A 25,498-nucleotide genomic window follows, 5' to 3' on the forward strand; every position below is an offset into this window, starting at 1 on the left:
TTATAAAAAAGCTTCGTCTTTTGGCTCCCATAATTCAATTTTATTTCCATCTAAATCTATAATCCACCCAAACTTACCGTAATCATACTCTTCCACCTTGCCTAAAACCTGCACTCCTTTTGTTTTTAGCTCTTCTAATAACTCTACTAAGTTTTCTACTCGATAGTTAAACATAAAGTCTTTCTCTGACGGCTGAAAATGTTTGGTATCTTTTGTGAACGGACTCCATTGTGTAGATGCTTTTTTTCCTTCGTTATCCTTCCACCAAAAAGTACAACCCCAGTCATCCGTATTAAAACCTAAATTATTTTTATACCAATCTTTGGTTTCTGATACATTTTCGGTTTTAAAAAACACACCGCCAATTCCTAAAACTTTACCTTTTTTCATTATTTCTTTTTTATAGTTGATTCATAAATAGCAATCCATTCTTTAACTGTCATTTTTACGCACAATTCTTTGATTAAGTCAAACGGAATCTCCTCTATTTTTTTAAACCGAATACAACTTTTACCCATATCTAATTTACGTTTACAATGCTTCGGATATTCAGTAACAAACCAATCATATAATTCTATTTTAGCATAAATTCCGCTATGATATAAATTGATTGAATTTTTCTGGGATGCAATATTTATAAACGGAAGAGGCAAGTTTGTATCACAATGATAACCATCTGGATATATAGTATGTGGTACATAATAGCCTATCATATTATAACTCATGCCTTCTTCAAAGCCTTTCGGAAGATTATTTTTTATAGTATTACGCAGTTTTTCTAGAACTGCTTGTCGCTCTTCCGGAACTTGCGCAATATATTCTTCAGGTGAATTGGCTTCGTATTTCATGATAACTGATTTTATAAGCTACAAGTTAACAAAATTTTGCTCTTATTTTATCTACTATTGTTTGTGCTAATTTCTCTTTACTTTCAACTGTCCAACCTGCAACATGCGGAGAAAGCAATACATTATCCGCATTTATTAAATATTTAAATGCTGATGGCATCTCTTGATTTACAAATAAATTCTCAAAAGATTTTTTCTCGTATTCTAATACATCTAAGCCTGCTCCTAATATTTTACCAGATTTTAAAGCATCAACCAAATCGGTAGTAACAACCGATTTACCTCTTGCTGTATTTAGTAACCAAAAAGGTTTAGAAAAAGCATTGATAAAATCTGCATTTATCATATTCTTAGTTAATTCGGTTTGTGGAGTATGCAAACTTAACACGTCCGATTTCTCTTGTAATTCTTCTAATGAAACTTGCTTACAATTTTCATCACAAACATTTGGCTTAATGTCGTAGCAAATTACATTTACATCAAAACCACGAAGTTTTTTTGCAAAAGACTTCCCCATATTACCGTAGCCAATTAAGCCGACCGTTTTTCCGTCGAGTTCAATTCCGCGATTTTCTTCACGCAACCATTTTCCGTTTCTAACTTCCTTGTCTGCTTTATTCAATTTATTAAAAAGCGATAACAACATTCCCAAAGCATGTTCACCAACGGCATTCCTGTTTCCTTCAGGGGCCGAAATTAAATACACGCCTTTTTTCTCAGCATAGTCACAATCTATATTTTCTAAACCAGCACCTACTCTACCAATAAACTTAAGATTGATTGCTTTGTCTAAAAAAGTAGCATCAATAGAAAATCTACTTCGGATGATAATTCCGTCGTATTGATAAATCTTAGCTTCTATTTCTGACTTTGATGATTTATAATCTTCTTTATTTATAAAACCTAAATCATTCAATTGATTTAAAAGTAATGAATGGTTTGAATCTAGGTGAAGTATTTTCATTTTTTATATGATAAAAAAAGCCTTCTTTTCAGAAGACTTTTCAATTTAATATTGTTCTTTTTCGCTAGGGAAATCTTGCGATTTCACATCGGCTATATAATTTTGAAAAGCGCCCGTCATTTCAGAATACAAATCTAAATACCTACGTAAAAAACGAGGGTTAAATTCATGTGTCATTCCAATCATATCATGGGTAACTAATACTTGTCCGTCTACCCCAGCACCCGCACCAATACCAATAACGGGTATTGTAAGCGCATCTGCTACTTTTTTAGCTAAACCTGCTGGCACTTTTTCTAAAACAAGAGCAAAGCACCCAATTCTTTCTAACATTAAAGCATCTTGCATTAACTGGTCTGCTTCTTCCTCTTCTTTTGCTCTTACTGTATAGGTTCCGAATTTATAGATAGATTGAGGTGTTAATCCTAAATGTCCCATTACCGGAATACCTGCATTTAAAATGCGCTTAATAGAGTCTTTTACCTCTTTACCTCCTTCTAATTTTATTGAATGTCCTCCAGATTCTTTCATAATCCTAATTGCAGAACGCAATGCTTCTTTAGGGTCTGATTGGTAACTACCAAAAGGTAAATCAACTACAACTAAACAACGATCTATACCTCTTACAACCGAACTTGCATGATAAATCATTTGATCTAAAGTGATAGGCAAAGTAGTTTCATGACCCGCCATTACATTTGATGCTGAATCACCAACCAAAATCACGTCAATTCCCGCTCCGTCTACAATTTTTGCCATCGTATAATCATAAGCAGTAAGCATAGAGATTTTTTCTCCGTTTGCTTTCATATCTACTAAAGACTTCGTTGTTACTCTTTTATATTGTTTTTTAGCTACTGACATTGTTTTTAAGTTTTCTTGATTGTAAAAATACGCAATTATTCGCTTGAATTATCTCTAAAATGTAAGTTCGCAATACATTAGTTAATATTTATAAGAGTCGTTAATCTTGTGTTAATTATAATTTATGAGAGCTCTTTTTTAATAGTTTTACTTTTTAAAAGCCAAACGACTATGCCTAAAATAATTACATTTCTTATTCTTTTTATTCTTACGACCGTTGTTAACGCACAAAATAATACAGAGAAAATGGCTGTAAAAAAGACTATTGAAAGTTTTTTTGACGGACTTCATAAAGGCGATAGTACCTTGGTGAGTTCAACCTTACATTCAACAATTAAAATACAAACTACTTTTACGGATAAAAAGGGAAATAAAAAATTAGTAACCGATAGTAAAGAAAAACTCCTAACAGGAATTACTAATAAAAAAAGTGAACATACTTATTTAGAAAAAATTATTTCTTGGCAAATTAATATTGATGGAAATTTAGCTTCCGTTTGGACTCCCTATGAATTTTATTTAAATAAAAAAATTAGTCATTGTGGCGCAAATTCTTTTCAACTATTTAATGATAATGGAAGCTGGAAAATAATTTACTTAGTAGATATGAGACGTAAAAATAATTGTAAATCTTTAAAGAAATAAAATGAAAAAAATATTAATTATCTTACTATTACTTGTTCAAAATATCAATGCTCAAGAAGCTAAAATGCTCTTACCTGAATTATTTTATGGATTACCTAATGTTAGGGATTTTTCCATGAATAATAATGGTGATGAATTCTATTTTACTGTAGAAAGCTATACCAAAGAATATTCATTTATTGCCTTTTCAAAAAAAATAAATAATCTTTGGACTAAACCTAAAACAGTTTCTTTTTCTGGTCAGCATAAAGATTTAGAACCTTTTTTATCTCCAAATGGATTAAAATTATTTTTTGCTTCTAACAGAAAAAACAATGCTTCTGAAGCAATAAAAAAAGATATTGATATTTGGTATGTTACAAGAAACACATTGGCTGATGAGTGGTCTAAACCCATAAACGTTGGGCCAATAATTAACACTTTAGCTGATGAATTTTATCCTTCGGTTACAAATAGTGGCGATCTTTTTTTTACTGCTTCTTATGAGAATTCAAAAGGAAAAGAAGATATATATGTAAGTAGGTTTGTTAATAATAAATATACCAAACCTGTTTCGTTAAGTAATAATGTAAATTCAGAAAAATATGAATTTAATGCTTTTGTTTCTCCAGATGAAAGCTTTATCATATTTACATCGTATGGGAGGAAAGATGATTTGGGTAGAGGAGATTTATATATCAGTAAAAAAGATAATAATAACAATTGGTTACCTGCAAAAAATTTAGGCAAGGAAATTAATAGTAAAAAATTAGATTATTGTCCGTTTGTTGACACAACCACGAACACGCTATATTTTACTACCAATAAAAGTATTATTCCTAAAAGCTTTAAAACAAGAAAAACATTGAGAGAGACTATTAATTTTATTAATAGTAATCCTAATGGATTAAGTAGAATATACAAGACTTCATTAAATAAAAATTAACTTATATTTGGGGTAATGAACCAAACAAACAAATCCAACACTTTATCTCCAAATAACTGGGTAGATGCTTATGCTGATTATTTATTTAATTATGCTGTAGCACGTGTAAATGATTCGAATATTGCTAAAGATTTAGTTCAAGAAACTTTTTTTGCCGGACTTAAGTCTGCTAAAAATTTTCAAGGAAAATCAACAGAAAGAACATGGTTGGTTTCAATATTAAAAAGAAAAGTAATAGATCATTATCGAAAAATAAACTCTAACAAAGGTAAGGCCGAAGTTAGGATGAATTTTCATGAAAATGGCGAGAATGAAGGAGATTGGATTGAAGAACGTGTACCACAGTCTTGGGATAATGAGATTGATAAAGGTATTGAAAATGCAGAATTGAAATCTCAATTAGATAGCTGTATCGATAATTTACCTGAAAAATACGCTATGGTTTTTAGAATGAAAACCATTCAAGAGTTTGAGACCGACGAAATTTGTAAGGAATTAAATATCACTCCGTCGAACCTATGGGTAATCATCCACAGAGCAAGAACACAGTTAAGAAGTTGTATGGAAAAAAATTGGTTTAACAAGTAAAAGGTAATGTTTAAAAAATTTAAATTAACATGTAATGAAGCAACCACAATTTGTGATAAAGCACAATATGGAGAAGCTTCATTTTATGAAAAAACACAACTTAATTGGCATTTAATAATCTGTAAAATATGTGCGACGTATACTAAACAAAATAGTAGAATGTCTGATATTTTTAGAATGAAAGCCGCTAATTGTAAAAGCGAAACAAAATGTTTATCTAACCAAGATAAAGACATCCTAAAAGAACAATTACGTAAATTTAATTAATGTGCTTGTTTTTTAAGATTGAAACGGAATTTATTTTATAATGAGTTCCGTTTTTTTATACCTTTGAGTCAAAAATAAAACCATGCATTTTCTTCCTGAAAAAATTGATACTTATGTTGTTAATCACTCACAACAAGAGCCAAAAATATTGCAAGAATTAACTAAGGAAACTTGGCAAAAAGTATTAAATCCAAGAATGTTAAGCGGGGCTTTTCAAGGAAGAGTTTTATCGATGATTTCAAAATTAATTAATCCAAAATCTATTTTAGAAATCGGTACTTATACGGGTTACTCTGCACTGTGTTTAGCTGAAGGCTTAACTAAAGACGGAAATCTTTATACTATTGATAAGAATGAAGAATTAGAAGAATTACAAAGTACTTATTTTCAAAAATCAAATTATAAAAATCAGATTCAGCAATACATAGGAAATGCTATTGATATTATTCCGACAATAGACACTAAATTCGATTTAGTTTTTATAGATGCTGATAAATCAAATTATCTAAATTATTTCGATTTAATTATTGAAAAAATGAATAGTGGTGGTGTTATTCTATCTGACAATGTACTTTGGAGTGGAAAAGTAGTAGAAGAACTAAATCCGAAAGATATCGACACCAAAGTTCTCTTAGAATACAATAGAAAACTAAACGAAGATAATCGCTTAGAAACTGTTTTATTACCTATTAGAGACGGATTAACGATAAGTAGAGTTAAGTGATTTTTACTACCTACGTTTTATAGGCCCAGTAAAATCATCTATATTATCTTTAACCTCATTTACCTCTTTGTTTATGTCTTTTACAAAGTCGGTATCTATACCCTGATTTTTGGCACTATTGTTTATTTCTTTTTTAATATCATTTGTAGCGTCTTTAACCTGACGTATACCTTTCCCTAGTCCTCTAGCTATTTCAGGGATTTTATCTGCTCCGAATAACATAACGACTAATAACAAGATTACAAAAATCTCTGGGCCTCCTATAAATAAAAATACTGTATTCATTAGTACAAAGATAATTAAAATCAATAGTTAAATTCTTTATAAAATAAAAAAAGCCAAACTTTATGTTTGGCTTTTTTTTATGATGTTTAAGTAATTAATCTGCAAGAATAATTACTTTATTATCTTTCATCTCTAAAGTTCCAGATTTGATAGCTAAAGTTAACACTTTATCATCTTCTGGTAAACTTAATATGCTGCCATGTAAATCATCAAAAACTAAGTGATTTTGTGTATGCACATGTACTTTTACGGTTCCTTGATTTAAAATAGACACAACTGGTGCGTGATTATTTAACATCTGAAATTCACCGTTAATACCTGGTACAGTAACAGAATCTACTTCTGATGAGAACAAGATAGCTTCTGGAGTTACAATTTCTAAAAACATAATTTCAATAGAATTAATTATTGTTAATTGTTATTTAAACTATGCTTCAGCTAACATTTTCTCACCAGCATCAATTGCTTCTTGAATTGATCCTTTTAAGTTAAACGCTGCTTCAGGATACTTATCTAATTCACCATCCATAATCATGTTAAATCCTTTGATAGTATCTTTAATATCAACTAAACATCCTGGTATACCTGTAAACTGTTCAGCTACGTGGAAAGGCTGAGATAAGAAACGTTGTACACGACGTGCTCTGTGAACTACTAATTTATCTTCTTCAGACAATTCTTCCATACCTAAAATTGCAATAATATCTTGCAATTCTTTATATCGTTGTAAAATTTCTTTTACGTTTGTTGCTGTATCATAGTGCTCAGCTCCTAAAACTTCAGCAGATAAAATTCTTGAAGTAGAATCTAATGGGTCTACTGCAGGATAAATACCTAATTCTGCAATTTTACGAGATAATACTGTAGTTGCATCTAAATGGGCAAACGTTGTTGCTGGTGCTGGATCTGTTAAATCATCTGCAGGTACATAAACTGCTTGTACAGATGTAATAGAACCTTTCTTAGTAGAAGTAATACGTTCTTGCATTGCTCCCATTTCTGTAGCTAATGTTGGTTGGTATCCTACTGCTGATGGCATACGACCTAATAATGCCGATACTTCAGAACCTGCTTGTGTAAAACGGAAGATGTTATCTACGAAGAAAAGAACATCTTTTCCTTGTGCTTCTCCTGCTCCATCACGGAAATATTCAGCAATTGTTAAACCAGATAATGCAACACGTGCTCTTGCTCCAGGTGGCTCGTTCATTTGTCCGAATACGAAAGTAGCTTTAGAGTCTCTCATTCCTGGTTTATCTACTTTAGATAAATCCCATCCTCCTTCTTCCATAGAGTGCATAAAATCATCACCATACTTGATAATTCCTGATTCTAACATCTCTCTAAGTAAATCGTTTCCTTCACGAGTTCTTTCACCTACACCAGCAAATACAGATAAACCTCCGTGTCCTTTTGCGATGTTGTTAATTAACTCTTGAATTAAAACTGTTTTACCTACTCCTGCTCCTCCAAATAATCCAATTTTACCTCCTTTTGCATACGGCTCAATTAAATCAATTACTTTAATACCTGTAAACAACACTTCTGTTGATACTGATAAGTCTTCAAATTTTGGTGCTTGACGGTGAATTGATAATCCTGCATCACCGGTTTTAGGTAAATTACCTAATCCGTCAATAGCATCACCAGTTACGTTAAATAAACGACCATAAATATCGCTTCCTATTGGCATTTGAATTGGGCTTCCTGTAGCGATTACTTCTGTACCTCTACTTAAACCATCTGTCGCATCCATTGAAATAGTACGAACTGTATCTTCACCTATATGTTGTTGAACCTCTAATACTAAAATTGAACCATCAGCTTTTTTAATTTCTAATGAATCGTAAATTTTTGGTAATTCAGCATTTTCTGTATTAAACTCAACATCGATAACTGGACCAATAATTTGAGAAACTTTACCTGTTATTGTAGACATTACTATATGTAATTAAAGTTATTTAATTTGCTATGTGAGCTTTAGCTCATTTTTCAAAGTGCAAAGGTAATTTTTTTAGCGGAATTTAAAAAGTCTTTCATGCTATTTTTACTAAAAATATTACACAAAAAAAAGCCTCACAGATGTGAGGCTTTTCATAAAACTTAGGTTTTAATTAAATTACTTTGTTAATTTAATTTCAACACGTCTGTTTTGAGCTCTTCCAGCTCTAGTTTTGTTATCAGCAATAGGATAGTCTTCACCAAATCCAGCAGAAACTAATCTTGACTTAGCAATACCAGCTTTAACTACTAAATAATCTAAAACAGCCTTAGCTCTTCTTTCAGATAATTTTTTGTTATTAGCAGCTCTACCTTGGCTATCTGTGTGACCTTGAATACTAAATTTAGCTTTAGAATATTCTTTCATGATCGCAGCAATTAAATCTAATTTACCAGAAACTCCAGCTCTAAAAGTTGTTTTCCCTGAGTTAAAATAGATAGCTCTTGCGAAATCATTTAATTTCTTTTCAGCTGCCTTAGTAATTACTACTTCAGGACATCCGTTGTTAGAAACAACACCTGCAACTTTAGGACATTTATCGTCTTTATCTAAAACGCTATCACCATCAGTATCTGGCCAAGGACAACCTGCATTATCAGCAGGACCTGCTACAGCAGGACACTTATCTTTAGCATCTACAACACCATCTCCGTCAGTATCAGGACACCCGTTATTAGCTTTAGTTCCTTTTTCAGTAGGACAAGCATCATCTTTATCAGCAATACCATCACCATCAGTATCAGGACATCCGTTTAAAGCAGCTAAACCAGCTACCTCAGGACATGCATCATCAGCATCTTTGATTCCGTCATTATCAGTATCAGGACATCCGTTAAATTCTTTTAATCCTGCAACCTCTGGACAAGCATCGTCTTTATCGAAAACACCATCACCATCAGTATCAGTACCACCAAATTTAAACACTAAACCAACTGAATGTTGGAAGTGATCTTGTACTTTATCACTAAATTCTTTTTTACCACCAGTTTGAAAGTTTAAACCTAAGTTATCGTTAAACCAAGTATTGAAACCAAAACCAGCATTTAACATCCCTTCACCTTGATCAGCTAAAGAAGTATAACCTCCCCCTAAATATACATAAGGATCAAACCAAGAAGTTTGACCTACTAAGTTATTTAAGTCGTACTTTACGTTTGCATCGATAGCCCAGTAAAGTTCATCTGAATCATTTTTAGTTCTTACTGTTTCAATCTTATTTAAAGACCCAGCTAACTGTAAAGTAAAACCATCGTTTAAATACTTTCCTACAGCAATTCTAGAGATTGACGGAAGCACATTCCAGTCACCAGTACCGATATAATCTTTTGCATAATCTGAAAATTCAGTTGGAATTCTAACGTCTACAGCGTTAACTCCAAACCCAACCGCCCATGGGTTGTCTGAATCTTGTGCGTTTATCGTTCCTAAAGTAGCGAACGTAAACAAAGCTATCACAGCTAATTTGATTTGTTTCATTATAAAAAATTTAAATTAAAAGTTCGTTTATATATTAAGCAAATGTAAGTTGTTAAAACTTATTTACAAAAGCAAATCTACAAAAACTTACAATAAATGCAAGTTTTCATCTAAGATATTTAAATCACTTTCAGCTCTTTCCCTACTTTTACAAAAGCTTTAATCGCTTTATCTAAATGTTCTTTTTCATGCGCAGCTGACAATTGCACGCGTATTCTTGCCTTTTCTTTAGGAACAACAGGAAAGAAAAAACCTATCACATAAATCCCTTCTTCTAATAACTTATTTGCCATATTCTGAGAAAGTTTCGCATCATATAGCATAACTGGCACTATAGCCGCATCAGCACCTACTAAATCGAAACCAGCCTTTTCCATTTCTGTTCTAAAGTAATTTGTATTCCACTCTAGTTTATCTCTTAAAGAAGTATCGTTAGAAATTAAATCAAAAACTTTTAATGCACCTCCTACTAAAGATGGCGCTAATGAGTTTGAGAATAAATACGGACGAGAACGCTGACGTAATATTTCTATAATTTCTTTTTTTCCTGTTGTGTAACCTCCCATAGCACCACCAAGTGCTTTTCCTAAGGTACCAGTTACAATATCAACACGATCCATTACATTCTTAAGCTCAACAGTACCACGACCAGTTTTACCGATAAAACCTGTAGCATGACATTCATCAACCATTACCATTGCATCGTATTTATCAGCTAAATCACAAATTTCATCAAGCTTTGCTACAATTCCATCCATAGAGAAAACCCCATCAGTAACAATAATCTTAAAACGGTGTTCTTGTTTATTCGCTTCAATTAACTGTGCTTCTAAAGAACTCATATCATTATTATCATAACGATAACGAGCTGCTTTACACAAACGAACTCCGTCTATAATAGAAGCATGGTTTAAACTATCTGAAATAATAGCATCTTCTTTTGTTAATAACGGCTCAAAAACGCCACCATTTGCATCAAAGGCAGCAGCGTATAATATCGTATCTTCAGTTGTATAGAATTCTGCAATTTTTGCTTCTAGTTGTTTGTGAATATCTTGTGTTCCACAGATAAAACGAACAGACGACATTCCGAAACCATGCGTATCCATAGTATCTTTTGCTGCTTGAATTACTTCGGGGTTATTTGACAATCCTAAATAATTATTCGCACAAAAATTAATTACCTCTTCGCCGGTTGCTATTTTTATAGCCGCATCTTGAGATGATGTAATAATACGTTCTGACTTGTACAATCCGGCCTCTTTAATTTCTTGAATTTCTTGCTGTAATTGTTCTTTTATTTTTCCGTACATAATTTATATTTTAGTTACACCTACAATCGATGTGGTATTTATATTTAAAGGGTCAAAGTTAATTGTTAAACTTCTTCAACCAAAATTTCTTCATTAATATATATGAGTAGTTTTTTATCTACCTTAAAATTCATTGATTTTAATACACGTTCGTATCGTAATAATTGTTGGTGATAACTCTTGGATGGTTTCCCTGTCTTATAATCGATAATAGTTACTGCTTTATTCGTACCAAGCACCAATCGATCGGGAATTAAAATCTGATTATCAACATCAACAATTTCACGCTCATTATATATAGTTACTTCTTGTGAATAATAATGCCGCAATTCAGAATGACTTACAATTTTATTAATATCCGTTTTAATCGTTTTTGCTTGTTCTTTATCTATTACACCTTGTTGCTCGTATTGATTCACTATTTTCTCTACATCGCGCTGGGTTGTAATTTTCGCCATCATTTCGTGAATCAAGTTTCCAAACTCAATTGCTTTTCCTTGTTCGGTGTTCCATAATTTAGAAGCACTTGCTAACATATGAATATTGTGTTCTTGCCAAGGCGTAGATATAAATTCTTCTTGAACCTCTGCTAAAGAAGCGATTTGTTTACGTTTACTTATTCGCGTTATATCTCCAAAAGAATATGCTAATTGATCATTATTCCACAGATTTTTTTCCTTTAAATAATTGATGAATATTCCCGAATAAAAATTAACATTCTCTTCTCCTTTAGCCGTAATTTTATATTCGGTAATTACATGCAACTGTTCTACCGAACGCGTTAAAGCTACATACAAAAGATTAAAATTATCTAATTCTAGTTCCTCTCTTTGTTGGTTATATATTTCTAAACTTCGATCGTTTATAGCTTTTAAATCTTTATTAAACGGCACTAATAATTCCTTAAAATTTTCAAAATCGGCAGGTAAATCATCCAACCAAATTTTCGGATTTATTTGTCGATAAATTTCTAAATCGTACGGAAAAATAACCACCGGGAATTCTAGTCCTTTCGATTTATGAATCGTCATTACCTGAACAGCGTTTCCACTTTCGGGAGCCACAATGCTTAAATTTGCTTTTTTATCTTCCCAAAAATCTAAAAACTCCTGAATACTCGTTCCTTTTCTCTGTTGTTCTAAAACCACATCTAAAAAGAATTGCACATAGGCATCTGAAGAGTTTATCAATTTAAAACTTCGGATGATTTCTTCTACTTTTTCATAAAACGGTAATTGATGAAAATCAGCTAATTCGAAAGATACTTGGTAGCCTAATAACTCTTTAAAAATTGCATCATTTGGCTGATGAATCATTGCTGATATAAAAGCATTTTTTTTCGTTTTCAACTCTAAATGTTCATGTAAAAAATATAACACTTCTAGTAATGCTTCTTTATCATTTGGGTGTTGAATTACTTGTAAAACATTAGCAATAAAATTTACTTTCGAGCTATTTTGCAACAACAATGTTTCTGAAGAAATAATGTTAATTCCGTTTTCAGATAAATAATTTGCCACTGCAATTCCGTCTTTTTTCTTACGAACTAATACACAAATTTCATTCAAAGAAAACTCAGTCTCTAAACTTTTAATTGTTTCTAATATTTTCTTCGGGTATTTTAAAACCTCATCTTCTTTTTCTTCTTCCTTATCTAAAAAAGACAACGAAACGTATCCGCCTTTTTTTGCCGTTGTTAACTGCTGATTTCCTTCAATAAATAATTGCTTATAATTTTCATTTTGAAGAAAGTTTGACGTGTGCTGAAAAAATTGATTGTTAAAATCAATTACCTCCGTGTAACTTCTATAATTAGTCTCTAATGTTTTTATTTCTTTCGGAACATGAAAGGGATTCTCAATATCCGAGCCTAAAGAAATAAACTGCTCTGCTTTACCGCCACGCCAACGATAAATAGCTTGTTTACCATCACCAACCAACAACAAATTACTTTTTTCTTGCGCTAATGCATTGTCGATTAACGGAATTATATTTTGCCATTGTAAGACCGATGTATCTTGCATTTCATCAATAAAATAATGCATAAACCGTTGCCCAATTCTTTCATAAATAAACGGCGCTGGTTGATCTTTAATATTGTCAGAAATTAATTGATTAAACTCGGCATTTAATCGGATATTATTTTCTTCTTTTATATCTGTTAACTCTAAATTAATATGATTTAAAACTGCTAACGGAATGATACTTTTTAATGCCAATTTGTTCATTAAAAATTGCTGATACAATTCTTCTGATTGACTGTATAAGTTCAACAATTCTGGCAAAACACTTTCAATAGCATTTTTTATGTCGTCTGATTTTGATTTTGCATAAAAATTATTTTCTTCGATACGTTCGCGAAGCTTTGAATCTTCGAAAAACTTTGCTTTCTCTGGATTTTGAGACAACGCCAAAAAATGATTCGGCAACATCGAGCGATAAAAATCTTTATGATTTATTTGTGCCGTTTCTATAATCGCTATTCCCTGAGACCCAATTGCTGAAAATTGAGTTTTTATCTCTTTTTGATGTTTAGATAGTTTACTTTTTAAACTCGTAAAATCTGCTAGTTTTTTATCTGCGAGCTTTCTAAAATGTTTGGTATCATCTTCATTTAATAAAATTCTAGAAAACTCATTTAACTCAAGAGAAATATCCCACGATTTATCATCATCTGCTTTATCAAGTGAAAAATCAATTAATAATTTCGTTAAATCTTTATCAGTTCCAATTTTAGAAATTAATACATCAACAGCTTCATTTAATAAAGAAACAGCATCCATTTCAACCTCAAAATTTAGCGACAATCCTAAATCGTACGCAAAACTTTTAATTATTTTATGTGTAAAACTATCAATCGTAGTAATTGAAAAAGCGGAGTAGTTTTGTAAAACAGCATCTAATATTTTCTTACTTCTGTCTTTAACGGTTTGTTTATCAATTGTAATTTCATTGATAATAATTTGAAACAAATCATTTTCTTTTCCTTCAGAAAATTCTTGTAAATTTTCTAATACACGCTCTTTCATTTCACCAGCAGCTTTATTGGTAAATGTAATTGCCAATATTTTCTGAAAGGTGAAAATATCATCAGAACTCAATAAAACTTTTAGATATTCTTTTACAAGCGTAAACGTTTTTCCGCTACCAGCAGAAGCATTGTACACTTCAAAATTAGAAGAATTTTGCACAGGTTATTTTTTTATGCAAAGTAACCTATTTAAAGAAAATAAGAAAGCAGAGAGCAGAAATATTGTTGTTTATCCTCTAAACAAAAAGAAATCTTTTTTCATTGATTCAATCTTAGAATCGTCGTTAGTTATAATATAATCTATTGCCTTTTCGGTAAAGATTTTTCCTTTTTTGGTAAGTGATATAATTTGATTTCCTATAACAATCATATTATTTTTCTCTGCTAAATCAACAATTGATTTAGCTTTTATTTTATGCCAATTTATATGTTCATTTAAATGATTAATATGTCTTTCTCTTTTTTCAGTATGATTATTTAAGTGCAACAAAAAAGTAAGTAATTGCACTTCTTTTTGTTGTTGCCTGTTTCGGTAAATTACTGAAATTAACCCTCTGTTGGGTGCTAATAAATACACAAAAAAGAACACTAAACCAAGCATACTAATCATAGATCCAGATATTGAAGCATCTAACCAATGCGCTACCCAATAACCCGAAATGGCCGAAAACACACCAAATAACCCAGAAAAAACTAACATTTTCTTTAAATCATTCGTTAATAAATAAGCGGTGGCCGCTGGTGCAATCATTAAGGCTACAACTAATATTGCTCCGACTGCATCAAAAGCTCCAACTGTTGTTATCGATGCCACACTCATTAATCCGTAGTGAATTACAATTGGCGAAAAACCTAAGGCTGTTGCCAAACCAGCGTCGAACGTACTTATTTTTAGTTCTTTAAAAAAAGCAATTAAAAGGCTTAAGGTAATTACTAATATTGTTCCTATAATCCATAATGATTTCGGTCCAATATCTGTTCCGTTGATTAACAATCTATCAAACGGGGCGAAAGCCAATTCACCCAATAAAACAGCGTCTACATCTAAATGAACATCGTTTGCATTTTTGGCTATCAAAAGCACACCAATACTAAACAATGCCGGAAATACTAAACCAATTGCCGTATCTTCTTTTACTAATTTGGTTTTTTGAATATACTCAACCAATACCACAGTTAAAATTCCTGATAATGCTCCCATTAAAATTAATAAAGGAGAATTTAAATCGTGCGTAATAAAAAAACCAATTACCAAACCTGGTAAAATAGAATGACTAATTGCATCACTAATTAATGCCATTTTTCGTAACACTAAAAACACACCAGGTATTGCACAAGCCACTGCTACTAAACTTGCTATTAATTGTATTTCTATCTGAGCACTACTCATTTTCTATATGTTGATTATACAAATTACCTGCAAACTGATATCCTTCTTCCGTCATCGACCACATTTTACCTTGCACTTTTATATATTTTTTTTCTTCTAATTCTTTTAAAGTACCTCTTGTATATCCTTGAAAGTTATTTAAAATCCTTACCGCATGCGGATGCGATTTATCTTCATGTGTTTTCACCAAATCAAACATAAAAGACAAGGTTTTATGTAACTGTAAATCGCGTCTGTTCTTTAAAAAACGAATTTGACGAAAAAGTAACCCTCTTGAAGGTGAAAAAACAAATGAAAACACTACAAATACTGCGGCAACTAACACAATTACAGGCCCTGTTGATAAATTAGATTGACTTGCGCTAATTCCCGTACCCACAACACCGGCAAGCGAACCAAAAACAGCTGCTAAAACCACCATGGTACTTAAGCTGTTTGTCCATTGACGTGCTGCTGCTGCTGGCGCCAACAACATGGCACTCATTAAAACAACACCTACTGTTTGCAATCCTAAAACAATCGCTAATACGATGAAACAAGTTATTAAAGCATCTATAAATTTTATATTAAAACCTAAGGTTTTTGCATAATCAGCATCAAATAATAAGAGTTTAAATTCTTTCCAAAAAAGCAATAATACCGCTAAACAAATAGCTGTAACGATTGCCATAAACCAAACATCTTTAATTAGCAATGTTGCTGCTTGACCAAATAAAAATTTATCTAAACCTGATTGATTTGCGTTTGGTAGTTTCTGTATAAAAGTTAAAAGTAACATTCCGAATCCGAAGAAAACAGAAAGAATTAGCCCTAAAGCAGTATCTGTTTTTAAATGCGTGTTTTTTACAATTCCGCGTATCCAAAAAGCTCCGATTAATCCACTTATCAATGCTCCTAACAATAAAACATTAGTATCTTTTGTACCTGTAATCAAAAACGCAATGGCAATACCCGGAAGTGATGCATGTGAAATTGCATCTCCTAATAAACTTTGTTTTCTTAGCACCGCAAAACTACCCAACATACCACAAATAGCACCTAAAATAGCGGTTCCGATAGTGATTGTTCGAAGTGTATAATCTGAAAAAACGAGTTTAAAATATTCTTGTAAATCCATTACTGCTGCACACTTACTTTATAATTAATTCCGTAAGTTTTCGTTAGGTTATCATCATTGAAAATTTCTTTCACAGGGCCTGTTGCTATCTTTTTTACGTTTAAAAAAGTTACCCAGTCGAAATATTCAGGAACAGTTTGTAAATCGTGATGTACTACAACTACTGTTTTTCCTGCTTTTCGCAATTCTTTTAAAATATTAATAATGGTAACCTCGGTAGTCGCGTCAACTCCCTGAAAAGGTTCATCCATAAAATAAATAGATGCATCTTGTGCCAAGGCTCTCGCTAAGAAAACACGCTGTTGTTGGCCTCCTGAAAGCTGAGAGATTTGCCTACTTTTAAAAGCTAACATCCCCACTTTTTCTAGTGCTTCTAATGCTGTTTTTTTTTGTGCTTTTCCTGGTCGTTTTATCCAACCTAAACTACCATAAGTTCCCATCATAACAACATCTAAAGCTGTCGTAGGAAAATCCCAATCTACACTTCCTTTTTGCGGAACATAAGCAACTAATTTTCGTTGTTTATCATAGGGTTTTCCATAAATAGAAACACTTCCTGCTATCGGATTTATAATTCCTAAAATAGATTTTATTAAGGTAGATTTACCTGCACCGTTTGGCCCAACAATAGCCATTAAAACTCCTTCAGGAATTGCTAAATCAATATCCCAAAGTACCGGTTTATAGTTATAAGCAACCGTTAAATCATCAACTGTTACTGCGTATTTTGCTTCCATATTATTTTAATGCGTTAACAATCGTATTAACGTTTGCTTTATACATACCTATATAAGTTCCTTCTTCTGTTCCTGCACTTCCTAATGCATCAGAATATAGCGTTCCGCCAATTACAACCTCTTGCCCTTTAGATTTTACTGCTTCTTGTAAAGCTTCAATAGTTCGTTTTGGAACAGAACTTTCTACAAAAATTGCTTTTACCTTATTTTCTATAATAAATTTCGTTATTTTTTGAACATCCTGAACACCTGCTTCTGTTGCGGTAGACAAGCCTTGTAAACCAACAACATTAAATTGATGCTGTCTTCCGAAATAATTAAAAGCATCGTGTGCAGTTACCAAAATTCTTTTTTCTATTGGCAATTCGTTTATTTTGCCTTCAACCTCTTTGTTTAAAGCTACTAGTTTCTCTAAATATTCTTTCGCATTTTGCTGATAAAAAGGAGCATTTTTAGCATCTATTTCTGCTAATTTTTCTGCTACGTACGATGTTATCTTGCTCCAATTATTAAGATCAAACCAAATATGAGGATCGTAATTTGAAGCGAACAACTCTGAACTTATCAAGTTAGTTTTATTAATTACGTCAGAAACAACAATCGTTTTTTTATTTTGATGTTGCATTTTCTCAAAAACCTCTTCTAATTTCCCTTCTAAATGTAATCCGTTATAGACAACAATATCGGCGTTAAATAATTTTGAAACATCCCCTTCACTAGCTTTATACAAATGCGGATCTACTCCTGCACCCATTAAACCTTTAACCTCTAATTTATCGCCTCCAATATTCTTTATTAAATCGGTAATCATCGTAGTGGTTGTAACTACTTTTAATTTACCATTTTCGTTTTTTGTTTTTTCACCACAACTTACTGCTAATAAGATTACAAATAATAATGCTATTCTTTTCATCTTAATTTTTTTGTATATATATATTGTTTGCTACTTTGTTTGAAATCGTCATTTCTTTCTCGTTGATTTTTACTAAAAAAGAATCATCAAAAGGTTCTTTGTCTAACACTTCTATATTGAGTCCTAATCCGATTTCTTGCTTATCTAAAAAACGTAAAAACTCAGAAGAAGTATCGTTAACACCTACACAAACTCCTTTTTCGTTTTTTTGTAAGGTAGCTAGCAAGCTTTTTTTTATTTGTGGTAAATTCCCTTCCTTATCGGGAATTGGATCTCCATGCGGATCTCTTTTAGGATGTCCTAAAAAAGCATCTAACTCGTCTATTAGTTTTGGCGATTTTATATGCTCTAATTGCTCTGCTACTTCATGCACTTCATCCCAAGAAAAATTAAGTTTTTCTACCAAAAAAACCTCCCACAAACGGTGTTTACGAATAATGCTAGCCGCAGTTTTTTTTCCGAACTCAGTTAAAGTAACCCCTTGATATTTTTTATAAACAACTACTTTTTTTTCAGATAATTTTTTAATCATATCTGTTACCGAAGAAGCCTTTGTTTTTAATCGCTTAGCAATAGCATTTGTACTGATTCCTTTATCAGATATTGCTGCTAGGTGATAAATGGTTTTTATATAATTTTCTTCTGATTGACTAAACATTGTATTTTTTTGACTTTACAAATATATAAATTTTCATTTATATAAAATAATTTTTAGTCTTATCTAAAAATTATTTTACCTTTGTGAAAAAATAATAAATAAAGTACCCATGAAAAATGCTGTTTTTTTAATTATTCTATTTGTAACTACCTTTGTAAAAGCGCAAATAATTACAGGAAAAACAACCAATACAAAAGGAGAAACAGTTCCTTTTGTAAACATTCTTGTAAAAGGAACAAACATTGGAACAACTACAGATGAGAATGGAAATTACACAGTAGAAACTTCGAAAAATAAATTTATTTTAATTGCTTCCTCTATTGGATTTTTATCAGAAAGAAAAAACATCAACTTAAAATCAACTGAAGAGAAAAAAGTAGATTTTATTTTAACTGAAACTGCTGAAATTTTAGATCAAATTACCGTAACAGGAACAAGAACAGATAGGCGAAGTACTAAAAACCCTATAATTGTAAACGTAATTAACAGTGAAACTTTAGCGGATGTACAGGCGTGTAATTTATCTGAAGGTTTAAAATTTCAGACTGGACTGCGTGTAGAAACCGATTGCCAAACTTGTAATTACACACAGTTACGTATGAACGGATTGGCGGGTGGTTATTCTCAAATATTAATAAATGGGCGACCAATTTTTAGTCCGCTAACCGGTTTATATGGTTTAGAGCAAATACCTACCAATATGATAGATCGTATTGAGGTTGTTCGCGGTGGAGGTTCGGCACTATACGGATCGAGCGCTATTGGAGGAACCGTTAATGTGATTACCAATGTTCCTAAAAAAAACGATTATAGTATTCAATATACTTATCAAAATTTTAAAGGCGCTTCAGATCATATCATTGCGGGTAATGCAACTGTTGTTAACGAAAATAAAAATGCTGGGATTTCTTTTTTTATCAACAATAGAACTCGTGAGATTTACGATCATAATGGAGATAACTTCTCTGAACTACCTCAATTAAAGAATAACTCATTTGGTACTAATTTATTTTTTTTACCAACAGAAAATCAGAAGTTAGAAATTAACTTTAGTAAAATGAATGAATACCGTTATGGTGGCGAAATGATTAAAAACGCGCCGCATTTTGCGTTACAATCCGAAGAAAGAACACACGATGTGTATATTGGTAATATTGATTATCAAATTAATTTTAATGAAGATAAAAGCTCATTAATTACCTATTTTGCTTCTCAATATACAGGCAGAGATCATTACACAGGTATTCGTCCAGAAATTGAAACTCCTGAAGATACAGCGCATTTGGCAAATCCACCTTACGGGAATTCTGAAACGACTACGTTTCAAGGAGGAATTCAATTTAATCATAAACTAGAAGATTTCTTACAAGGAAATAATGTATTAACTATTGGTGGTGAATTTGTGCAAGATGATGTGTATGACGAAATTGATGCTTATAAATATGTTGTTGATCAGATTACTAAAAACTACGGATTTTTTTTTCAGAGTGATTGGGAAATAAACGAAAAGTGGAATTTACTTGCTGGTGTTCGTTATGATCATCATAAATTAGATGCTTTAAAAAGAGACGGAACCAAAAAATTAATAACCAATAATGTGGCGAGTCCACGCGTTTCTTTACTTTTTAAACCTTTTGAAAAAGCACAAGTAAGAGCAACTTGGGGAACCGGTTTTAGAGCACCACAAGCTTTTGATACCGATTTACATATTGCTTTTGCAGGTGGCGGAATATCGAGAGTACAACTTGCTGATGATTTAAAAAGAGAACGCTCTAATAGTTATACCGTTTCTTTTAATTACGATCAACCAACAGAACACTATATATACGGCTTTACAGTTGAAAGTTTTTATACCAACTTAAATGATGCTTTCTTTTTAGAATCTATAGGGGAAGATGAATTTGGTGAAGTTTTTGAAAAAAGAAATGGTGATGGAGCTATTGTAAAAGGAATTACTTTAGAAACAAGATTAAACTACGACGGAATTTTTCAGTTTGACGCTGGTTTTACGTATCAATCGAGTAAATACAATACTGCTATTAATAATTCTGATGCTTTAAATCTGAAGAAAGAATTTTTACGCACTCCAACTACTTACGGATATGCAACAGCAACATATACTCCAAATCAGAAATTTAAAACGGCTTTAAATGTAGTGTATACTGGTAAAATGGATGTGCTTCATTTAGCTTCTAATTTAAATTTAACGAATGACGAATATTTTAAATCTCCTAATTTCTTTAATGTAGGAGTCAAAACAAGTTATAATTTTGAATTAGAAAAGTTAGATAGTAATATCGAATTTTTTGTAGGTATTAAGAACGTTTTTGATGCTTATCAAACAAATTTCGATGTAGGCAAGGAACGTGATAGTAACTTTATTTACGGTCCTGCAAACCCAAGAACTTACACTTTAGGCTTTAAAATATATAAATAACCTAGTAATACATACAATATACTGAAACCGGGAAGCTTATGTAAGCTTTTCGGTTTTTTCGTAATCTACAGTTAATATTCTCATAACAAAACAAGCCTTCATTAACATTTAAGAAACATTCTAATAAAACAAGCATAATTTGCGTGTAACATTAGCTTTACAATATAACGTCAGATTTGCATTGTATTTAAAACGTAAGTTAATTAGAATGAAAAATTTAATATTAATAACTCTTTTAGGCCTTTGCAGTTTTGCTTATTCACAAGACAAAGGAACAGTTAATGGTCTTGTTACAGATAAAGAGATCAACAACGAAGCATTGCCATTTGCTAATGTTTTTATTAAAGGAACAACTATTGGAGGAACTACCGATTTTGATGGTAAGTATACACTCAATGTTCCTACAGGAAACCAAATAGTAGTTTTTAGTTTTGTTGGATATCAAACCATAGAAAAACAAATTATTGTTACAGCCAATCAAACAATAACCCTTAACCAACAATTAGGGGCAAACGAAGGTGTTGCTTTAGATGAAATTGAAATTAAAGGTAGCACAAGTAAAGATAAAGCCAGCGCTTTATTACTTGAACAAAAAAAGGCCGTTGTTATTAAAGAAAGTATTGGTGCCGAAGAGCTATCATCAAAAGGAATATCTGATGCGGCAGGAGCAGTATCTAAAATTTCTGGAGTCTCTAAGCAAGAAGGTTCAAGCAATGTATATGTTCGTGGTTTAGGAGATCGTTATTTAAATACCACAATGAATGGCTTATCATTGCCATCAAACAACATTGCTAAGAAAAACATCGATTTAAATTTATTTCCTTCGGATATTATCCAAAACGTATCTATCAGTAAAGCTTATTCTTCTACTTTTTATGGAGATTTTGCTGCAGGTAACATCGATGTTTCATCTAAAGAATATAAAGGTAACGGATTTGTAGAAGTAAATCTTAGTTCTGGTGTAAACTCTAGGGCAATGGGCGAAGATTTTAAAAAGAGCGAAGGAACTGGTGATTTTGGGTACTACAATAGGTTTAAAAGTAATCCGTATGCAGTTGTACTTTCTCATGGCGTAGATCCTATAAATGCTAGTAGCCCTGTTAACAATTCTATTGGTATTAATACTGGTAAATCTTTTAATTTTAATGACGGATCTAGGTTAAGCCTTTTCGGAACAGCTTCTTTTAGTAGAGATTTTGAATATAGAGAAGGTCCTATTGTTGATTTTTCTAATGTATTTAAAAAGAAATATCCGAACGCAAAAGAATACTCTTACTCAACTTCTACAACAGCAATGTTAAGTGCTTTGTATAAAATTAATAGCGAACATAAACTAAAATTCACTTCTCTTTTCTTAAACAATTCTGGTGATGAAGTTGGTTACTATGGTTATAAAGGTTTAGGTGAAAACAGAGATGCTTTAAGAAATACTGATGAAGGTTTTTATCAAATGAATGTGCAGTATAATCAAGATCTTGTTTTTGTAAATCAAGTAACTGGTGATCATAAATTTGAAGATGATAAACTAAAGTTAACTTGGGGTATTGGTTATAATAATGTTTTCGCTCATGAGCCAGACAGAAAAAGAATTAGTTTAGAAAACTTTCAATATTCTTTAGACAACGATCCTAGTACTAATCCTGTTTTTTACACGAATAACTCTTTTGATAACCAACGTTATTTTCAAAAAATTATTGATGAAGAATTAAACAGTAGAGTAAACTTAACTTATAAAACTTCAGAAAACTTAGCATTAAACTTTGGGTATAACGGAAGGATTAAAGAAAGAAGTTTTGAAAATATTAGATATGGTTACGACATCTTAAACAAACAATTTGAAGTAACAGATGTTAATAATCTTAATGCTATTTTTAACATAAACAATGCTCAGATATTTAAAGATCAAACGGGTAAAATATTTAAACTAGATGCTTTCAGAAACATTCCTGGGTATGAAAATGGTAACATTGCTAGTTTACCTGGTTTAAACGAAAACACTTATGACGGTCAATTAAAAATACACGCAGGTTATGTTTCTGCTGAAATAAGCGCAGGAGAAAAATGGGTAATTGTACCGGGCATAAGACTTGAATCTTTTAATCAAAATATTAATTATAATGTTATTAATATTAATCCGAATGATCCTGGCTACAGAAGTGCTTCTGAAACGTTTTTCTTACCAAGTTTAAACCTTAAATACGCCGTAAACGAAGATCAAAACTTACGATTTAACTTTAGTCAAACTGTATCTGTTCCTGAATTTAAAGAAGTAGCTCCTTTTATTTACGAAGGTATTGGACAAAGAGTTGGTGGTAATCCAGATTTATTAGACAATCCATCATTTTCTAAAGTATTTAACATCGATTTAAAATACGAATGGTTTATTTCTAGAGATGAAATATTATCAATCGCGGCATTCGGTAAACAAATTAACAACCCTGTAAACCTTGTAATAGCAAATAGTGCGGCAGGTAACCAACGTTATTTTAGAACAGGAGATAAAGCTACTGTTTTGGGTATAGAGCTAGAAGTACGTAAAAACTTAATAAAAAATGAAGATGATGAAACAGTAATTTCTACTGGTTTTAATTTCACATATATGCACACTAAACAAGATTTAAAACAAAATATTTCAGGAGTTTCTCGTTACAGCACAACCTTTAATAGAGATAGTGATGAGCTTCAAGGTGCATCTCCTTTCTTAATAAACGCAAATATTAATTATAGTCCGATAAGTTTTAAAAACTACAAGCCAATTACTTCAATTGTTTTCTCTTATTTTTCAGATAGAATTGATGCTTTAGGAGCTGGTGCATTAGGAAACATTATCGAAAAAGGAGTACCAACTTTAGATTTTGTTTGGAAGAATAAAATTGGTGAAAAATGGGAAGTAAACTTAAAAGCTAAAAACTTATTAGATCCATCAATAAAAAGAGTTAGAGAAAACACCTCCATAGGAGATGTTGTTTTATCCGAATATAAAAGAGGAACGAATATAGGCTTAGGTCTTAAATACAAATTTTAACAACTAAATAAAAACACTTATTAAACTTTAAAAAAATGAAAAACAATTTTTTATTAGGATTAGCAATTGCAACTACATTATTAACATCATGTGGTGAGGATGGTACTGCTGACATCGTTATAAACGACAACAGCGTAACAAATAACAACAATAACGGAAGTGGTACAAACCCTACAACCGGTGAAAATGTTGAATTAAGAGGAAACTACACAAATGATTTAACTTTGGACGCTTCTAAAAACTATACGATAACAGGACCAACAATTTTTGAGGATGGTACAACATTAACAATACCAGCTGGTACAGTTATAAAAGCAGCCGCTACAGGTGCTGATGTATATTTAGCTATTGCACAAGGAGCTAAAATAATGGCCGAAGGTACTTCTAGCCAACCAATAATTTTTACATCAAGTGCTAATACTCCAAATGCTGGTGATTGGGGTGGTTTAATTTTATTAGGAAGAGCTCCTATAAACTCTGTAGTTGGTGGTACTGCTACTTCTACTTCAGAGATTGCAAGTTTACCTTATGGTGGAAATATTTCTGATGATAACTCTGGAAAATTAAGCTATGTAAGAGTAGAATATTCTGGTGGTAAAGCTGATGGATCATCAGAAAACAACGGATTTTCTTTTTACGGAGTTGGTAATGCAACTACAGTAGAATATATTCAAATGTTTGAAGGAAAAGATGATGGAGTTGAGTTCTTTGGTGGTACTGTAAACGTAAGTAATGTTTCTGTAGTAAATGCAGAAGATGATTCAATCGACTGGACAGAGGGATATTCAGGAACCATTACAAATGCTTATGTAAAACATGGAACTGATCATGATAAAGGATTTGAATGTGATGGTTACAATACAGATATAGGAAACTTATCTAGTACTAACTTCTTTTCTAAGCCTACTGTTACAAATGTAACTATTGAAGGTTTAGGTTCTGGAACAGCAAATGAAGCTATCCGTTTAAGAGCTGGTACACAAGGTATATTTAACAATGTTTTATTAATCGGTTTTGCTGAAGGTTTTGATCTTGATGGTGATGATACCGATAATCCAACAGGAAAAGGGGTTACAGACGGTAATTTAAAAGCTACTGATGTAAAGTTTGAAGATGTTACTGTTAAAGTAAAAAATGATACAGGTGTTGCTTTTACTCCTACTGATTTTTTAACTGAAAATACAGCTGCTACAGGCACAAATTATGCTACATGGGGTGCAGGTTGGACTAGAAATTAATCTCTATTACTTCATAAAAAAAACCGAGCAATTACTCGGTTTTTTTTATGC

The 25,498-nt window shown here is 31.8% G+C and carries 23 protein-coding genes; 8 read left to right on the forward strand and 15 right to left on the reverse strand.

The annotated features are described in order from the left end of the window. Genes ACQ629_RS07155 through panB form a run of 4 tightly spaced genes read right to left on the reverse strand, consistent with a single transcriptional unit; the run spans position 1 to position 2,676 of the window. Entirely contained in the window at positions 1 to 390 is a 390-nt protein-coding gene (locus ACQ629_RS07155; RefSeq protein WP_483703562.1) for a VOC family protein, read from the reverse strand. Beyond that, a complete protein-coding gene (locus tag ACQ629_RS07160) occupies positions 390 to 848 on the reverse strand; it encodes a DUF1801 domain-containing protein (RefSeq protein WP_483703564.1) in 459 nt (152 codons plus the stop codon). The genes ACQ629_RS07155 and ACQ629_RS07160 overlap by 1 nt, the downstream gene beginning before the upstream one ends. A 25-nt stretch (positions 849 to 873) precedes the next feature. Further along, positions 874 to 1,812, reverse strand: coding sequence for a 2-hydroxyacid dehydrogenase (locus ACQ629_RS07165; protein WP_483703566.1), 939 nt, complete (start codon positions 1,810 to 1,812; stop codon positions 874 to 876). A gap of 45 nt (positions 1,813 to 1,857) precedes the next feature. After that, positions 1,858 to 2,676: a 3-methyl-2-oxobutanoate hydroxymethyltransferase gene (gene panB, locus ACQ629_RS07170; RefSeq protein WP_483703568.1), complete on the reverse strand. Its 819-nt coding sequence runs from the start codon at positions 2,674 to 2,676 to the stop codon at positions 1,858 to 1,860. Positions 2,677 to 2,847: 171 nt separating this feature from the next. On the opposite strand from panB, the gene ACQ629_RS07175 reads away from it, so the two are divergent. From ACQ629_RS07175 to ACQ629_RS07195, 5 genes are all read left to right on the forward strand, one after another. Continuing rightward, positions 2,848 to 3,321, forward strand: coding sequence for a nuclear transport factor 2 family protein (locus ACQ629_RS07175; protein WP_483703570.1), 474 nt, complete (start codon positions 2,848 to 2,850; stop codon positions 3,319 to 3,321). A gap of 1 nt (position 3,322) precedes the next feature. Beyond that, positions 3,323 to 4,246 carry a TolB family protein gene (locus ACQ629_RS07180; protein ID WP_483703572.1) on the forward strand — a complete coding sequence of 308 codons (924 nt, stop codon included), beginning with the start codon at positions 3,323 to 3,325 and terminating at the stop codon, positions 4,244 to 4,246. 15 nt (positions 4,247 to 4,261) lie between these two features. After that, complete coding sequence (locus tag ACQ629_RS07185; protein WP_483703574.1) at positions 4,262 to 4,834, forward strand: sigma-70 family RNA polymerase sigma factor; 573 nt, start codon at positions 4,262 to 4,264, stop codon at positions 4,832 to 4,834. Between the two features lie 6 nt (positions 4,835 to 4,840). After that, positions 4,841 to 5,101, forward strand: coding sequence for a hypothetical protein (locus tag ACQ629_RS07190; protein ID WP_483703576.1), 261 nt, complete (start codon positions 4,841 to 4,843; stop codon positions 5,099 to 5,101). A gap of 82 nt (positions 5,102 to 5,183) precedes the next feature. After that, positions 5,184 to 5,825: an O-methyltransferase gene (locus ACQ629_RS07195; protein WP_483703578.1), complete on the forward strand. Its 642-nt coding sequence runs from the start codon at positions 5,184 to 5,186 to the stop codon at positions 5,823 to 5,825. 6 nt (positions 5,826 to 5,831) lie between these two features. On the opposite strand, the gene ACQ629_RS07200 is transcribed toward ACQ629_RS07195, so the two are convergent. The 11 genes from ACQ629_RS07200 to ACQ629_RS07250 all read right to left on the reverse strand — a co-directional run bounded on the left by ACQ629_RS07200 (position 5,832) and on the right by ACQ629_RS07250 (position 18,747). Further along, complete coding sequence (locus ACQ629_RS07200) at positions 5,832 to 6,110, reverse strand: Sec-independent protein translocase subunit TatA/TatB (RefSeq protein WP_483703580.1); 279 nt, start codon at positions 6,108 to 6,110, stop codon at positions 5,832 to 5,834. Positions 6,111 to 6,204: 94 nt separating this feature from the next. Then, entirely contained in the window at positions 6,205 to 6,498 is a 294-nt protein-coding gene (locus ACQ629_RS07205; protein WP_483703582.1) for a FoF1 ATP synthase subunit delta/epsilon, read from the reverse strand. A 39-nt stretch (positions 6,499 to 6,537) separates the two neighbouring features. Further along, complete coding sequence (atpD, locus tag ACQ629_RS07210; protein WP_483703584.1) at positions 6,538 to 8,049, reverse strand: F0F1 ATP synthase subunit beta; 1,512 nt, start codon at positions 8,047 to 8,049, stop codon at positions 6,538 to 6,540. A 180-nt stretch (positions 8,050 to 8,229) separates the two neighbouring features. After that, the gene (locus ACQ629_RS07215; RefSeq protein ID WP_483703586.1) at positions 8,230 to 9,588 is read right to left on the reverse strand and encodes an OmpA family protein; all 1,359 of its coding nucleotides are present in this window, start codon (positions 9,586 to 9,588) and stop codon (positions 8,230 to 8,232) included. Positions 9,589 to 9,707: 119 nt separating this feature from the next. After that, positions 9,708 to 10,901 carry a glycine C-acetyltransferase gene (gene kbl, locus ACQ629_RS07220; protein WP_483703588.1) on the reverse strand — a complete coding sequence of 398 codons (1,194 nt, stop codon included), beginning with the start codon at positions 10,899 to 10,901 and terminating at the stop codon, positions 9,708 to 9,710. A 65-nt stretch (positions 10,902 to 10,966) separates the two neighbouring features. Continuing rightward, positions 10,967 to 14,092, reverse strand: coding sequence for a UvrD-helicase domain-containing protein (locus ACQ629_RS07225; RefSeq protein WP_483703590.1), 3,126 nt, complete (start codon positions 14,090 to 14,092; stop codon positions 10,967 to 10,969). 69 nt (positions 14,093 to 14,161) lie between these two features. Further along, positions 14,162 to 15,322, reverse strand: coding sequence for a metal ABC transporter permease (locus ACQ629_RS07230; protein ID WP_483703592.1), 1,161 nt, complete (start codon positions 15,320 to 15,322; stop codon positions 14,162 to 14,164). Beyond that, a complete protein-coding gene (locus tag ACQ629_RS07235) occupies positions 15,315 to 16,439 on the reverse strand; it encodes a metal ABC transporter permease (protein WP_483703594.1) in 1,125 nt (374 codons plus the stop codon). The genes ACQ629_RS07230 and ACQ629_RS07235 overlap by 8 nt, the downstream gene beginning before the upstream one ends. Next, positions 16,439 to 17,176, reverse strand: coding sequence for a metal ABC transporter ATP-binding protein (locus tag ACQ629_RS07240; RefSeq protein WP_483703596.1), 738 nt, complete (start codon positions 17,174 to 17,176; stop codon positions 16,439 to 16,441). Before ACQ629_RS07240 ends, ACQ629_RS07235 begins: the two co-directional genes overlap by 1 nt. 1 nt (position 17,177) lies before the next feature. Then, on the reverse strand, positions 17,178 to 18,089 hold the full coding sequence (locus tag ACQ629_RS07245) for a metal ABC transporter solute-binding protein, Zn/Mn family (RefSeq protein WP_483703598.1): 912 nt from the start codon (positions 18,087 to 18,089) through the stop codon (positions 17,178 to 17,180). 1 nt (position 18,090) lies between these two features. Then, positions 18,091 to 18,747: a metal-dependent transcriptional regulator gene (locus ACQ629_RS07250; protein WP_483703600.1), complete on the reverse strand. Its 657-nt coding sequence runs from the start codon at positions 18,745 to 18,747 to the stop codon at positions 18,091 to 18,093. Between the two features lie 109 nt (positions 18,748 to 18,856). Here ACQ629_RS07250 and ACQ629_RS07255 point away from each other — a divergent pair, with 109 nt between their 5' ends. The 3 genes from ACQ629_RS07255 (at position 18,857) to ACQ629_RS07265 (ending at position 25,447) form a co-directional block, all read left to right on the forward strand. Next, a complete protein-coding gene (locus ACQ629_RS07255) occupies positions 18,857 to 21,184 on the forward strand; it encodes a TonB-dependent receptor (RefSeq protein ID WP_483703602.1) in 2,328 nt (775 codons plus the stop codon). A gap of 208 nt (positions 21,185 to 21,392) precedes the next feature. Further along, on the forward strand, positions 21,393 to 24,209 hold the full coding sequence (locus ACQ629_RS07260; RefSeq protein ID WP_483703604.1) for a TonB-dependent receptor: 2,817 nt from the start codon (positions 21,393 to 21,395) through the stop codon (positions 24,207 to 24,209). 35 nt (positions 24,210 to 24,244) lie between these two features. Next, entirely contained in the window at positions 24,245 to 25,447 is a 1,203-nt protein-coding gene (locus ACQ629_RS07265; protein ID WP_483703606.1) for a multidrug transporter, read from the forward strand. Positions 25,448 to 25,498 lie beyond the last annotated feature (51 nt).

The sequence above is a fragment of the Tenacibaculum sp. SM2510 genome (assembly GCF_057002845.1).

What these genes read in the sequence shown, in the direction of transcription:
- ACQ629_RS07155 (WP_483703562.1), bottom strand. Translation starts at nt 390, where the DNA reads ATGAAAAAAGGTAAAGTTTTAGGAATTGGCGGTGTGTTTTTTAAAACC.
- ACQ629_RS07160 (WP_483703564.1), bottom strand. Translation starts at nt 848, where the DNA reads ATGAAATACGAAGCCAATTCACCTGAAGAATATATTGCGCAAGTTCCG.
- ACQ629_RS07165 (WP_483703566.1), bottom strand. Translation starts at nt 1,812, where the DNA reads ATGAAAATACTTCACCTAGATTCAAACCATTCATTACTTTTAAATCAA.
- panB (WP_483703568.1), bottom strand. Translation starts at nt 2,676, where the DNA reads ATGTCAGTAGCTAAAAAACAATATAAAAGAGTAACAACGAAGTCTTTA.
- ACQ629_RS07175 (WP_483703570.1), top strand. Translation starts at nt 2,848, where the DNA reads ATGCCTAAAATAATTACATTTCTTATTCTTTTTATTCTTACGACCGTT.
- ACQ629_RS07180 (WP_483703572.1), top strand. Translation starts at nt 3,323, where the DNA reads ATGAAAAAAATATTAATTATCTTACTATTACTTGTTCAAAATATCAAT.
- ACQ629_RS07185 (WP_483703574.1), top strand. Translation starts at nt 4,262, where the DNA reads ATGAACCAAACAAACAAATCCAACACTTTATCTCCAAATAACTGGGTA.
- ACQ629_RS07190 (WP_483703576.1), top strand. Translation starts at nt 4,841, where the DNA reads ATGTTTAAAAAATTTAAATTAACATGTAATGAAGCAACCACAATTTGT.
- ACQ629_RS07195 (WP_483703578.1), top strand. Translation starts at nt 5,184, where the DNA reads ATGCATTTTCTTCCTGAAAAAATTGATACTTATGTTGTTAATCACTCA.
- ACQ629_RS07200 (WP_483703580.1), bottom strand. Translation starts at nt 6,110, where the DNA reads ATGAATACAGTATTTTTATTTATAGGAGGCCCAGAGATTTTTGTAATC.
- ACQ629_RS07205 (WP_483703582.1), bottom strand. Translation starts at nt 6,498, where the DNA reads ATGTTTTTAGAAATTGTAACTCCAGAAGCTATCTTGTTCTCATCAGAA.
- atpD (WP_483703584.1), bottom strand. Translation starts at nt 8,049, where the DNA reads ATGTCTACAATAACAGGTAAAGTTTCTCAAATTATTGGTCCAGTTATC.
- ACQ629_RS07215 (WP_483703586.1), bottom strand. Translation starts at nt 9,588, where the DNA reads ATGAAACAAATCAAATTAGCTGTGATAGCTTTGTTTACGTTCGCTACT.
- kbl (WP_483703588.1), bottom strand. Translation starts at nt 10,901, where the DNA reads ATGTACGGAAAAATAAAAGAACAATTACAGCAAGAAATTCAAGAAATT.
- ACQ629_RS07230 (WP_483703592.1), bottom strand. Translation starts at nt 15,322, where the DNA reads ATGAGTAGTGCTCAGATAGAAATACAATTAATAGCAAGTTTAGTAGCA.
- ACQ629_RS07235 (WP_483703594.1), bottom strand. Translation starts at nt 16,439, where the DNA reads ATGGATTTACAAGAATATTTTAAACTCGTTTTTTCAGATTATACACTT.
- ACQ629_RS07240 (WP_483703596.1), bottom strand. Translation starts at nt 17,176, where the DNA reads ATGGAAGCAAAATACGCAGTAACAGTTGATGATTTAACGGTTGCTTAT.
- ACQ629_RS07245 (WP_483703598.1), bottom strand. Translation starts at nt 18,089, where the DNA reads ATGAAAAGAATAGCATTATTATTTGTAATCTTATTAGCAGTAAGTTGT.
- ACQ629_RS07250 (WP_483703600.1), bottom strand. Translation starts at nt 18,747, where the DNA reads ATGTTTAGTCAATCAGAAGAAAATTATATAAAAACCATTTATCACCTA.
- ACQ629_RS07255 (WP_483703602.1), top strand. Translation starts at nt 18,857, where the DNA reads ATGAAAAATGCTGTTTTTTTAATTATTCTATTTGTAACTACCTTTGTA.
- ACQ629_RS07260 (WP_483703604.1), top strand. Translation starts at nt 21,393, where the DNA reads ATGAAAAATTTAATATTAATAACTCTTTTAGGCCTTTGCAGTTTTGCT.
- ACQ629_RS07265 (WP_483703606.1), top strand. Translation starts at nt 24,245, where the DNA reads ATGAAAAACAATTTTTTATTAGGATTAGCAATTGCAACTACATTATTA.